This window comes from Leptospira brenneri (assembly GCF_002812125.1).
GTDB lineage: Bacteria > Spirochaetota > Leptospiria > Leptospirales > Leptospiraceae > Leptospira_A > Leptospira_A brenneri.
Map to the genome: position 1 here is coordinate 157995 of NZ_NPDQ01000005.1, position 12589 is coordinate 170583.

Sequence of the window (12589 nt, forward strand, 5' to 3'; positions counted from 1 at the left end):
TATTCGATTGATTTAGGGTAAATTCCTATTTAAATTTGCAGAAATCGAATTTTGTTTTTACAAAAATGAAAATCGGGTTATCTTGAGTTGTTTCTTCTTTTACAAGGACAGATTCGGAAAAAACATATGAAAACATCAATCACACTCATTACTATCTTTCTAATATCATTACAGTGCAGCCGTTTCCAATTTGGATCCAGCCAGGAAAAAGATGAAAAGGCAGGAGCCGTTGTGACTTTCCTGCAAGGAACCATTCTCATTACAAACCAGGGAAAAGAATCCAAGGCAAAAATTGGGGATGTGGTTCGACCTGGTGATCGCATCATCACAAAATTAGGAAGGGTGGATTTACAAACCTATCGAGGAGAAGTGATCCGGATTAAAGATAATTCTGATGTATTATTTCGAGACATTGCAGGTGAAAGTCGCCCCAATACAGACATTCATTTATGGGCTGGAAACCTGCTTGTAAAATCAGTAAAATTAAAATCAGGCCAAAATCTTTCTGTCACTTCACCTACTATGGTGGCGGGGGTACGCGGAACTGTATTTTCTTTTGAATTGGAAAAAGGGTCCGTTCCAAAGGTAAAAGTCTACGAAGGTGCTGTTTCTGTTGCTTTCAAAACTTCACCAAAATTGATTGAACTGAACGAAGGTTTATCAAAAGAGAATTACAACCGTTTAGTGAAGACATTGGAAGAAAATGATGTCGTTTTGGAACCAGGCGAAAAATTAGAGGTCAATCCCAATCTAAATGAGCTTGTATACTTGATTAATGCAAAAGTAGCTGCCGGTTCCTTGAAAGGGGATGAATTATCTGGGTTTATCGATTTTGATAATGGCCTATCGAAAACAACAAGTGTAGTCACACCACAAGAGAAAGCGGAGGCCGAGACTTTGGTTGCCATTCCAGCAGAAACAGTCAAAAAACAAATTGAATTACAAAATGCTGGGACCGGAGAAGTTGCGACTCAAGAAATCGAAAAAGCACACGAAGAAAAACGAGCTGAAGTGTTGAATCAAATTGCGGCTGAAGCAGCAAAAACAGGGTTGGATGATGAGGAAGAAATTCATAACCATTATAGTGTTTTAGAGACCATTCACAAATCTAATGGAGATGTCCTTTCTGGTGCCGTTGTTGCTCAGTTAGGTGATATATTTATCGTCCATTCCACCAAGGGTGTGTTCCAATTGTCTGTCGATGACATAGAATACGTGGAATATAGAAACTTTAAGGTTCAAACTAGATCGAAAAAGTAACAGCGGTCAGTAAAAGGAACTCCGAACACATTGTCTCTCGAGTTCCTTTTGCTTTTTAGATTTTCTACTGGGTCTAATGAGACCAAATACGAAAAAACACTCAATAGGACTTTAAGAACTAGCTCGTTTCTTAGTAAAACCACCAAACCTAACGAAACACTCTTCGATTATGAAAGAGGATTTCGATTTTTCCGTAATCTAGATTTCGATGGTAGATACGGTAATATATTTACAAAAAATTTATAAAACATAAGATCGATCCTTATGAGTATACGCCAAAGGGTCTCCTTATCGATCGCAGGTATTTTATTTGTTGGGTTTTTAATACTAACTACATTTCAAATCTACCGTACAATCTCAGACCTCAACGCTGAAATCAAAGAGAATTCAAAAATTACCTCTGAAAAATGGTCATTTGAAATCCAAGAACACCTTAATGCGATGATGGGTGTGATTCGAGGGTTTCGATTTGCTCTATTTTATACCTCTCCACCACGAGAATCGATCATTAGTAGTATGAGAGAGATCTTAGAGAGGAACGATGATATCTTTGCCATTTGGCTTTGTTATGAACCTAACGCTTATGAAGGTAGGGATGCTGCATTTGTTAAGAAACCAGGCCACGACAAAACAGGGAGATTCATTCCTTATCTACACAGAACACCAGACGGTAAAATCAATTTTGAACCGTTAGTTGATTATGACAATCCAGAAGGTGCAGGTGACTATTATCTCCAAGTCAAAAAATCTAACAAAGCAAAGGTGTTTGGTCCATACGAATATTTAGCTGGTGGGAAAAAGATCCAGATGATTTCCCTTGTTGTTCCTATTTATCCTAAGGGAAAATTTATGGGAGCTGCAGGAATTGATTTAGATATTAGCACATTACAAGAAAAAATTGGAGATACTCGCCCGTTCAGAGGGAAAGGTCATATCGCATTTTTATCATCTAATGGAACTTATGTGATGTATGGGCAAGACAAAACAAAACTTGGAAAAAAGATAGAAAACCCTGAACATTTAAAATACTATTTAGACAATTTGAAATTAGGAAAAATGTTCACCATCCAACATGACGGATATACACATTATTTTTCTCCGTTTCATATTGGGAAAGACCCTCAGTTTTGGGCACTTCAGATTAGTATTCCGGATTCTATTTTTAGTGACCAAATCTCAAAGGTAGTCTTAAGTTCGATATTGATTTCTGTTGTGATTTTAGTTGTCGTTTTGTTTTTTCTAAATTTTATTTTTAAGAAACAAATTAGTCTTCGTTTGGAAAAGGCAATGGCGTTTTCTTCTCAAATTGCAAATGGGAACTTAGCTATCAATGCGGAAGAAATCAATCAAGATGAAATTGGAAGTTTATTAGATTCCATGAATCAAATGAAAAATAGTTTGGTTTCTATCATAGGAGATATAAAACATACAGTTGAAAAATTGGGAAACCAATCGAACACCATGGCCTCAACTTCACAAAATCTTTCTGACACTTCGCAGACACAAGCATCAGCTGCGGAAGAGTCCTCTGCGGCCGTAGAAGAATTATCAGCATCGGCAGAAAACGTCGGTAAGTCGATGGAAGAAGCTGTCGTCAAGATGAAAGAAATTGATAAGTCTGTTTTAACTTTACGAGAAGAAGTTCAAAACATTAACAAAGAAATGGAATATCTTGCAAAATTTGCATCTGAGTCCAGAGAACATGCTGTTGTTGGTGAAACAGCAATGAATGAATCCACTAGGGCAATGGAAGACATTGGTGAAAAGGCGGAGCGAATTAGTGAAGTTTTGGACATTATTACAGAGATTTCAGAAAAAACAAATTTACTCGCTTTGAATGCAGCCATTGAAGCTGCTAGAGCTGGTGATGCTGGGCGAGGGTTTGCAGTGGTTGCAGAAGAGATCGGAAAACTTGCCTTACAAACGGGATCATCAGTAAAAGAGATTGGAGATCTAGTCATTTCGACAAACTCTGCAGTGGAAAACGGAAATAAAAAAGTTACAGAGGCTGCGCAGGTTTTGAATTTGCTCAATAGTCGTGTCAAAGAGTTTGAAACTTCCGCAACACGAGTATTAGGTTCTGTTCTTTTGCAGGAAAATAACGCAAGGGATATTGCTCAAAATTCGAATTTACTGACTAATTTGAATCTACAAATCGAAGATGCAGTTTTTGAACAAAAAAGAGCAACCGAAGAAATTTCCAAAACGATCATTAGTATTTCTAATGGAACTCAAGATGTGGCTACTGGGTCAGACCAATTAACTATCGTTTCTTCTGAAATTGCTTCGCAAGCTTCCTATCTTTCTACGCAAGTGGAAAGGTTCAAACTAAACTAAAATAAATATTCAGAACCAAAACATTATGGTCTTGGTTCTGAATTACTATTTTTTTAAATAGCAAAAACTGTTTGGAATGTTGCCATTGTAGCTGTTGGGCTTAAATCATATCTATGAAGAGGATCAACTTCATAAGGATTATTCTTTTGATTACGAATTGCATCGCCAGCGCGAAGCACAGTCGCTCCGAACCAGAAAGAAACATTCTCAAATGGAGTAATGATATAGATAAAGTTAAGTTCTGTGGCTACAAGATTCCCTAGTTTTGGTCTCGTTGTGTTGTATGCTTCTGAATTATAATAATCTTCGGTAGAAGCGGTTTCGCCCGTCGCTTTGCTACCACTAACATAATTGTTATTATCATAATATCCATCCTGTAATTTCACTTTATAATACCAGTGCGGATTTATGATAAAAGTTCCATAATTGGAAGTTTCATATTTTAAGTGTAAGGAATAGTCTTTAATATTTTGCCAAAATACAAGTCCTGAGTTCCCATTTCCTGCAAAGGGTAGGGATCCACCAGCCATTCGTCTTGTGGCAAATAATGGGTTGTAAGTTCCCACACTAGAGTCATTACGATTGGGATCTCCGGATGCTTGAACATATTGTACACCAATACGAAATTCTTTTACAGGTGTATATCCAAGTTGTACGGCAACAATATTTGCCTTGTATCTCACTGCTTCTGAAAGTGGAGGTGGCTCTCCTGTTTTTTGGTTAGTGGAATAAGTGCCATTTTGGTTTAGCCAATCGGGAGTCACACGTTCTCCATTAAATCCGGTTTGCCAAGCAGCTTCTACCATCCAATCAATTCCAGTGGAATCTGGTAATGCATTGTTTTTTGTCCTGTTGGTCAATCGGAAACCTGAAGTGTTTAATTGGTCGTCCCCACGATAGTTTCTTGTTTCTGAAAGGGCAGGTGGAGCACTAGCTTTTCTTTGTTGTTTGAACAAACTATAGTTGTATAAATCAATTCCAAGCCAATCGGCTACTTTCCAGTTATAATGAGCTCCACCATAATAAGAATCACCAACTCCACCTAACTTTGTTGAATTGTTGGAAACGATACTATTTGAATTATTTTCAGCCCCAATCACCGATCCAAATAAATCTAAAGTATGGTTGCTAATTTTCCCTGTAAACCGAAGTGCATCAAATGAATTTCCGTTTAAACTATCATTTCTTGCACCAAGGATCCTTCCGTCTCCAAATTCTAAAATCTGCCTTCCCGTTCTTAATCGAAAATTTTGGTTTGTTGTTTTTAGATCTAAAAATGCTTCTCTAATGCCAGTGAAATTATTAATAGCAACTTCTCGTTGTTTGCTGGTATCAATAGTAGTTCCTGCATTGGCAATTGCACCGTATTTTTGGTCCGCACTTCCATTGGCTACTACTTCGCCTCCCCAGAGACGAACATCTTGTAAGGTAATTTTAAAGAGAACATTCTCATTGATATCCCCTATAATATAAAACTGTGTTTGAGTTAATGCATTGTTTCTATTGTCTGCAGTCGATTTGTCAAAGTCGGTATTATTTAGTGAATCTACTTTAGGTCGAATCCCAAAACCAACCCGAAACTTATCGGCAAACCAAAGTCCTTTGTTTTCTTGGAGGGCCTTTCTTTGTTTGCTTGTTACTTGAAGGCTTCGTAAGTATTCGCTGGAAAGGTTCCCGATTTGAGGACTCGAATAACCTTCCTTTTTTTCCTCTTTGGGTAAGGGAGGAAGTGGCTCTTGGACGAGTTCCGGCTTGGGATTTACCGTTGGTTCTGCTGATTGCCCGAAAACCGCCGTTCCTAAACTGGCGATGTTTAGGAAGAGAAGGATCGAAAGAAAGGGATAGGATATTGATATTCGCTTACTCATAATTTAGGACAATAACCATTCTAAATCCAGTATTGCAAACAAAAAATCATTATATTGGACGTAAAGTCTGCGAAAACGGAAAAAAGTCTGAAATATTGGGAAATCAAACCTGGAAATCTGATCGGCGCCTTTGAGTTTTCTGGTCTGTGGGTATAAAAAAGGCTCCGAAAGGAGCCTGATTCAGGATTGGTTTGAAGGTGGTCTTGGGTTTTTGTTACCTTGAAAGGAAAACGAGGCGGGATTTCTCGTCGCTTACAAAGGTGAGCGTCTCACAAAGTAAAGTCACTTACCTTTTCGCTTGGCTTTCCAAGGTAAGCCGGTCACCAAAGTCACCCGCTTACCAAATCCAGTGAGTGAATTTCTCTATTAGTTAGAAAAGAATCTCTTCTCTACTTCTTCTGGAAGTTTTTGTCCTGTGAGTTTTGCTCTTTGCACTAGTTCCCAGAAATAACGGTAAGTAGCGCGGTCATGTAAGTCACCATCGTGTTGGATCGGTCCCCATTCTGCATCTTGTGCTTTGATGAGAATGTCACATGCAGTTTGTGTTTCTGCAAAGTTTGGAGCCATTGCATCCAAAATCGATTGGATTTGAGCTGGATAAATGGACCACATACGTAAGAAACCAAATTCATCATGAGCACGTTTTGCATCGGCATAAGTTTGGTAAATATTCTTAAGATCAAGAGTTACATTATGGGCTGGAATCACTCCATTCATTAGGGCTGCTGCCACTAAATTTGCCTTTCCACGACGAAGGAGTTCGTGGTCAAATTGGCCAGGTGATTTCATACAAGATGCAGGGATAGCACCATGGTGACCAGAAATGAAGTCCATAAGACCGAAATCTAGAACTTGCAACCAAGGAAGTGCTGCAATTTCGAATACATCATTCAGTGCACCGTGAGTTTCGATGAGAACATGAATTGGAATTTCGCGTTTGATTCCCGCTTTTTTGCAAGCTTCTTGAATGTAAGTGATTTGCTCTTTCACCTGACTTGCTTTTGTCGGTTTTGGAATTGTGATGTAAGCAATTACGTTTCCTGCACCAGGAACAATGATATCAACATCCCCACGCCAGTGTTCGTTTGTGTAGTCGTGAATACGAACCCCACTCATTTTGTGTTTGTTCAACTCGGAGTTTTGAATGCGAACAATCATTTCTGCGTGTTCTTTCTCTTTTCCTGTTTGGGCACCGTCTTCGCAGTCCATCGTGATGTCGAAAAGTCCACCGAGTTTATTTTGTAACTCGAGAGCTTTCGTGATGAGTTTTTCAGATCCAGCGAAGTGTTCACAAGCAGGGATGATAGGGAAAGGTTTTTCTCCTGCAAAGAGTGCAGATTGCGGGTGAGTCAGTGCCATTTAAGTATACCTTTTTCGGATTTTTTTACCAAGTTTTGTGAATTTTACCTATCGTCCAGGAAATAATACTGAAATCCGGATGGGACCGGCTCCGAAAGAAAGTCACTTACCTTTGCTAGTCTCTTTCCAAAGATACTAACTGTTCTTTTTCTGGGGCGAACCCCTCGTGACCTCGGGGCCGGGCCATTCCGGGCTTCGCCTTCGGCTCCGGTCGAAAATTCGACTTCCCCTCCATGTCCCTTCCGCGAAACTGACTATCGATTTGGATCCGAATGAAATATACACCCCACCCGGTGGTCCTCCTCCCCCAAACCCAAACGTAAAATTTCTATTTGAAAAATGGGGTGAACCTGCCATTCGACAGCTTGTCTCTAATTTTTATGACTTAGTTGCTAGTTCCGAAATCAAATGGATGTTTCAAAGTGATTGGGACATCGCCAAAGAGAAACAAGCTGATTTTTTAATTCAAGTGTTAGGTGGGCCAAGTTATTATATTGAAAAATGGGGTCCTGCCAGGATGCGGATGCGTCATTTTGTATTTCCCATTTCTGAAAAAGAAAGGGCAGTGTGGTTTCGTTGTTATGATGAAGCCTTACAAGGGTTTGATTTCGAACATGAAGATAAGATCGATTTTTTGTATTTTTTAGATGGGTTTAGTGGTTGGATGGTCAATCGAAAAGATTCAGTTTCGGAATGATTGGATAGCAGAAGTTATCTGGAAAAGTTTTGATCCTGAATCAAATGCATCTCAAACATTTTAATATTCCTTTTGCCAATTGGTATAACACCAAACATATGGTCTCTACATTTTTTGAGTTTCGGTTTTTATGATTTGAGAAGAATATAGTCAATCATTGACCGAAAATCGGTTCAACCAAGTTTGAGATTAACCATGGTTTTCTAATAGTTTGAGTATGATTGCTTTTTGAGCATCCAGACGATTTTCGGCCTGTGTGAATATAATAGAACGTTCGCTTTCCACCATTTCTCTCGTGATTTCATAACCTGAATGAATGGGCATATCGTGCATTACTTTTGCTTTTGAGTTTTTTACTAATTCTGCATTCACCTGATAGGGCATCATTAGCTGAATTCTTTCTTCTTTTTCCTTTTGGAATTTTGGATCGTTAAAGAATTCCATATCTACCCAAGTATCTGTGTAAACATAATCAGCAGACGCGACGGCCTTTTTTACATCAGATTCCCAGGAAATAGTACCTTTCTTTTTTGCTCTTTCGATAGACGCTTTCACGATTGATTCATCTGAAGCAATGGGTGTAACTAAAGTTAAATGAATTCCAAGGGCTGCAGTGATTTCAATCAGGGAGTTTGCTACGTTATTATGAACGCCTATATAACAAATACTTTTCTTTTGCCAATCGTTCGGTGAGTCCATAACAATAGTTAATATATCCGCAAGAGATTGGCAGGGATGAAATAAATTACAACATCCGTTTATCACGGGAACAGTAGATCCTGATTTTAACACCAAAAGATCTTCATGTTTTTTGAGTCTTGCCATGATGATGGCCACATTACTGGAAAGATATTTTCCTTCAAAATCGATATCGGAAAGGAGGAAGTTCGATGCCATCCAATCAAGAAAAATTGCATGTCCTCCGAGTTCTGTCATTCCCGCTTCAAAAGAAACCCTCGTTCTGGTAGAGGTCTTTTGGAATAACATCGCAAGAGAGCGGCCGGCCATATGTCCGGAAAAATAAACTCGATTTTTCTTTACATAAACAGCAAATTCAAGAAGTTCTTGGATTTCTCCATCGCTCCAATCTTGCCAAGATATCAAATGTTTTACTTGGGACATAGCCTTCCCCATTAGTATCGGCCTTAATTGGTTTCAAATCGAGAGATTCTAGCCAGAAACCTGTTTTGAATCTTGTTTTTTTTGGCACTTAGGCAGCAGACTCTGCAATGGATCTTGCAATGATGAAATTTGGCAAAATCAACTCTTCCAAAAATTTGATTCCGAAATGTCTGCCTCGGTCCGTTTCTTTGATCCAAGCAATCTTTCCTTTGAATGAAATCCGCGACCGAGTCAGGTCACTTTCAATGATTCCCGTTACGAGATCACGATCATTCAACCGGATTTCTTGGTTTAGGTTTCCGCTCACACCTAATTCCGAAATGTTGCCAATCCTTGCGATCAGGAACTCTGGATTTTCATTGATTGAAAAAAGTTTCAAAACCAAATCATCCCAATCCATTGATTCAATGCGTTCCGTTCTTCTTGTATTCAACATAACCAGCTCCTAAAACTCTAAAGGGAGTATAAGCATAAATCGTGCCAATATCGAAAGAGGGTCACTTTTCTTCGTTTGTCACTGGCATAAAATGGAGAAGACATCTATTTGCCCTAAATTGCTGATTCAAAGATCTGGCTTAGGTCATTAATTGGTTTAGAACCATTCAAATTGTCTAGTTTTGATACAATTAACATGATTCTAATTTTAGACTCATTGTATAATATTTCTAACTTGCCGATTCCGTAGGAAATCTGGGACTATCCGTCTAGAGGATCGATATGCTCAAACAAATATTTACACCTTTTCTTCTCTCCATTCTACTCGTATCGTTCGCAAATTGTGAACCTTCTCCGGAAACCAAGGATTTGCAAGCGAAGGCTAAACAAATCATCGGCGCATTGCCGTCAAAAATGCCTGGTTCTGAAAATGATACCCAGGAACTTATTTCCCTTGGGAAAAAACTCTACTTTGAGAAAAAGTTATCTCTCAATGAAACTCAATCTTGTAACTCTTGTCACAACGTTGAAGGCAAGGCTGCAGGAGTGGACAATCTTCCAACTTCACCAGGTGCCTTTGGAAAAAATGGAGATAGAAATTCTCCAACGGTTTTAAATGCAGGATTTCACTTTGTTCAATTCTGGGACGGTCGTGCGGCTGATTTAAAAGCACAGGCAAAAGGTCCAATTCTAAACCCAGTTGAGATGGCAATGCCTTCAGAGGCTGAAGTTTTGAAGCGAATTAACGCAGATGCCGATTATCCTGCTTTATTTGCAAAAGCTTTCCCTAATGATAAAACTCCAGTGACTTACGAAAACTTGGCAGGCGCGATTGCTGCTTTCGAGAGAACTTTCGTCACTAGTTCACGATTTGATGATTTCATCAACGGAGATCATAAAAGTATTTCGAAAGAAGAACAAGAAGGTTTCAAAAGTTTTCTTGCGGCAGGTTGTACTTCTTGCCATTCAGGGAATTTGCTCGGCGGGAATTCTTATCGAAAAATCGGACAAGTCAATGAATATAAAACAAGTGACCTTGGTCTTTATAATGTAACGAAAAAAGCAGAAGATAAGTTTTTCTTTAAAGTGCCAAGTCTTCGAAACATCGCATTGACTGGCCCATACTTTCATGATGGTCAAGTAACATCACTAGATGATGCGGTTCAAAAAATGGCTTTTCATCAGCTCGGAATGAACCTTTCTGGTGAAGAAACCAAAAAGATTGTCCTTTTCCTTGGAACTTTATCTGATAAGACGCGCGTTGACTAATTTACCAATTTCAGGTTAATGTATCTGCATTAATTTAGAATAACCTTGGATCCCTGATATCATTTCTAGGGATCCAAGTAGCCATTTTTCCAGTGCTCGGTGTCTGAGTGCGATCGGTATTGGCTTTAAATAATCCTTAAAAGCTTTAGAACCTAATATCCGTAATATGGACACCATTTGTCCTGAGACCACTCTTAAAATTGGATTAAATTCAGTATTTCCAGATTCCAGTTGCAACGCGTCCGCTAATCTGATTTCGTAGTGTTCCCAAAGGAGCAAATACCTTTGTTCCAGCTCTGGGCTGTCCATCCAAGGGTGAAAGCCGGGGAGTGATTCTATTAATTCTTCTGGATCGATTGATTGGATTAATTTCCAAAGGAAATGTTTGAAGGCATCGAAAATCGAATCTTCATTTCTTTTGCCAAGTAGAGATTGGATCAGCTCATCGCAAAATAGGATTTCGTCTTGGAAAGCAAGGTCCTCCTTGGAACGAAAGTAGGTAAAAAGCGTTTTCACGGAAATATCTGCATAATCCGCAATCTCAGAAACCGTCACGGCAGAATATCCCTTTTCCCGAAAAAGTTGTTTCGCTGCCTGTAAAACGGCAGACTGGATGGCATATTTCTTTCGTTCTCTTAGTGGCATTCTCATGATCATTGTTTCCATAGGGGTTTTGCTTTCTTGTCTTTGGTTCCTTGCGGGATTTCATTTCTGAAAATCGATCTAAAATAATCAGATTTGAGTTAGTAAATTTGGAAATTGAGTTAATTTCGAAAGTCACTTACTAAATAAAGTGACTTTATTTTTACATTCGCTTACTTTAGTAAGTGACTATAAAAAGTAAGTCACTTACTTTTTATAGTCACACATTTAATCTCTTCAAGATAAAAATATACTTTCCGAGTCAGAATTCGGAAAATAATTGGAATATGTCCCAAAAGTTTCGAGACCAACTCCTTGTGTGGATGAAATCGCACGTTTATCGCTATTCTGAGACTCCCTTCCGGCTAGCCAGTGGCTTAGAATCCCACCACTACTTCAATTGTAAGGAAGTCACTCTCCATCCCGAGCGACTTACCATTTTGGCTGAGTGTTTTGTGGAGGAAATCATTCCTAAACTGGGTATCGAATTCCAAGCAGTGGGTGGCTTGACTCTTGGTGCCGACCCATTGGCATATTCCATTGCTTTGTCCTACCAAAAGAGAGGGAAACTCGTTTACCCGCTTGTTGTTAGGAAAGAGGCAAAAGGTCATGGCACAGGCCAACAAATCGAAGGATTTTGGAAGGAAGTAAAATCTTGTTTAGTGGTGGATGACGTAATTACTACTGGTGGATCGACGCTGAAAGCAGTCCAAGTTTTGAGAGAAGTTGGAATTTCTGTGACTAAGGGAATCTGCATTTTGAATCGAGAAGAGGGTGGTGCTGAAAACTTAGAAAATGCAGGGATTCAAATGGAATCAATCTTTCGCAAAAGTGAGTTTTTTTAATGAGCACGCAGAAAACATTTCATTATAACGTAGATTTATTCAGGAACAAATTATTAAAAAGGACATGGATCGTAATCTCACTGTTTGTTGTTTTTGTTTCTTATAATAGTTTACAAGTGCCGCAAGAAGGCAGAATTCAATTTTTTACAATTTTTCTTCCTTTGTTAGCATTGTTTTTCTGGTTTTTGAGGAAAAACTATTTAAAACAAATAGAAATTTTGTCTTCGGGAAAAGTTGAGATCGAAGGTGGTTCGCTCAAACAATTTGATGCTAATGGAAATTGTGCAACGATTCGTATTAAAGATTTAGAACAGATCACAACTGATAAATTTCGTGGTTACGATCGTATTGTTTTGGAAACAAAGGAAAAGATACACCCTATTGTGAATATTTCCTTACAAGATGAATTGGTTTCAGTTTTGGAAAGAGAATCAGGTGTTAAAAGAATTGTTGATTTAACAGAGGATAGGTTGTGGAATTTAAAAACACCATTATATTTTTTACCAAGTGTTTTTGCTTTAATAGCCATTTATATTCCGGTGATCAAGGGAAAATTCCTAATTCTTTCTCCTGAATTTTTAGGATTATTTTTTAATGTAAATTTAATCATTTACCTACTTTATCTGCCAGAAAAACAAAATCATACCATCAGTCAGTTTTCATTGAAAAGAAGATTGATTTTTATTAGTTTGGTGGTGTTTTTCTTTCAAGTATACATTCAACTAGATAAATCTGGTTGGTTTAAAAGCTAAAAT

At 38.5% G+C, this 12589-nt stretch carries 11 protein-coding genes; 6 read left to right on the top strand and 5 right to left on the bottom strand.

Annotated features, from left to right (window positions below):
- Nucleotides 1-126 precede the first annotated feature (126 nt).
- Together CH361_RS12205 and CH361_RS12210 are read left to right on the top strand one after the other, a co-directional pair.
- Nucleotides 127-1260, top strand: a complete 1134-nt coding sequence (locus tag CH361_RS12205) for a FecR family protein (protein WP_100791096.1) — start codon at nt 127-129, stop codon at nt 1258-1260.
- Nucleotides 1261-1524: 264 nt separating this feature from the next.
- A complete protein-coding gene (locus tag CH361_RS12210) occupies nt 1525-3597 on the top strand; it encodes a methyl-accepting chemotaxis protein (protein ID WP_100791097.1) in 2073 nt (690 codons plus the stop codon).
- A gap of 53 nt (nt 3598-3650) precedes the next feature.
- On the opposite strand, the gene CH361_RS12215 is transcribed toward CH361_RS12210, so the two are convergent.
- Together CH361_RS12215 and CH361_RS12220 are read right to left on the bottom strand one after the other, a co-directional pair.
- Complete coding sequence (locus CH361_RS12215; RefSeq protein ID WP_100791098.1) at nt 3651-5465, bottom strand: alginate export family protein; 1815 nt, start codon at nt 5463-5465, stop codon at nt 3651-3653.
- 366 nt (nt 5466-5831) lie between these two features.
- Entirely contained in the window at nt 5832-6824 is a 993-nt protein-coding gene (locus CH361_RS12220; protein WP_100791099.1) for an HpcH/HpaI aldolase/citrate lyase family protein, read from the bottom strand.
- A 262-nt stretch (nt 6825-7086) separates the two neighbouring features.
- Here CH361_RS12220 and CH361_RS12225 point away from each other — a divergent pair, with 262 nt between their 5' ends.
- A complete protein-coding gene (locus CH361_RS12225; protein ID WP_100791265.1) occupies nt 7087-7521 on the top strand; it encodes a globin domain-containing protein in 435 nt (144 codons plus the stop codon).
- Between the two features lie 189 nt (nt 7522-7710).
- On the opposite strand, the gene CH361_RS12230 is transcribed toward CH361_RS12225, so the two are convergent.
- Complete coding sequence (locus tag CH361_RS12230; RefSeq protein ID WP_100791100.1) at nt 7711-8643, bottom strand: ornithine carbamoyltransferase; 933 nt, start codon at nt 8641-8643, stop codon at nt 7711-7713.
- An 88-nt stretch (nt 8644-8731) separates the two neighbouring features.
- Nucleotides 8732-9079 (bottom strand): LEPBI_I2431 family sigma-54 regulated protein, encoded by a 348-nt coding sequence (locus tag CH361_RS12235; protein WP_100791101.1) that lies wholly within the window; start codon nt 9077-9079, stop codon nt 8732-8734.
- A gap of 281 nt (nt 9080-9360) precedes the next feature.
- Between CH361_RS12235 and CH361_RS12240 the strand changes: the two genes are divergently transcribed.
- On the top strand, nt 9361-10347 hold the full coding sequence (locus CH361_RS12240) for a cytochrome-c peroxidase (RefSeq protein WP_100791102.1): 987 nt from the start codon (nt 9361-9363) through the stop codon (nt 10345-10347).
- Nucleotides 10348-10362: 15 nt separating this feature from the next.
- Here the strand turns inward: CH361_RS12240 and CH361_RS12245 are convergent, their stop codons facing one another.
- On the bottom strand, nt 10363-11013 hold the full coding sequence (locus tag CH361_RS12245) for a TetR/AcrR family transcriptional regulator (RefSeq protein ID WP_100791103.1): 651 nt from the start codon (nt 11011-11013) through the stop codon (nt 10363-10365).
- 263 nt (nt 11014-11276) lie between these two features.
- On the opposite strand from CH361_RS12245, the gene pyrE reads away from it, so the two are divergent.
- Both pyrE and CH361_RS12255 read left to right on the top strand, forming a co-directional pair.
- Nucleotides 11277-11834 (top strand): orotate phosphoribosyltransferase, encoded by a 558-nt coding sequence (gene pyrE / locus CH361_RS12250; RefSeq protein WP_100791104.1) that lies wholly within the window; start codon nt 11277-11279, stop codon nt 11832-11834.
- Entirely contained in the window at nt 11834-12586 is a 753-nt protein-coding gene (locus CH361_RS12255; protein ID WP_100791105.1) for a hypothetical protein, read from the top strand. The genes pyrE and CH361_RS12255 overlap by 1 nt, the downstream gene beginning before the upstream one ends.
- The last annotated feature ends 3 nt before the right edge of the window (nt 12587-12589 follow it).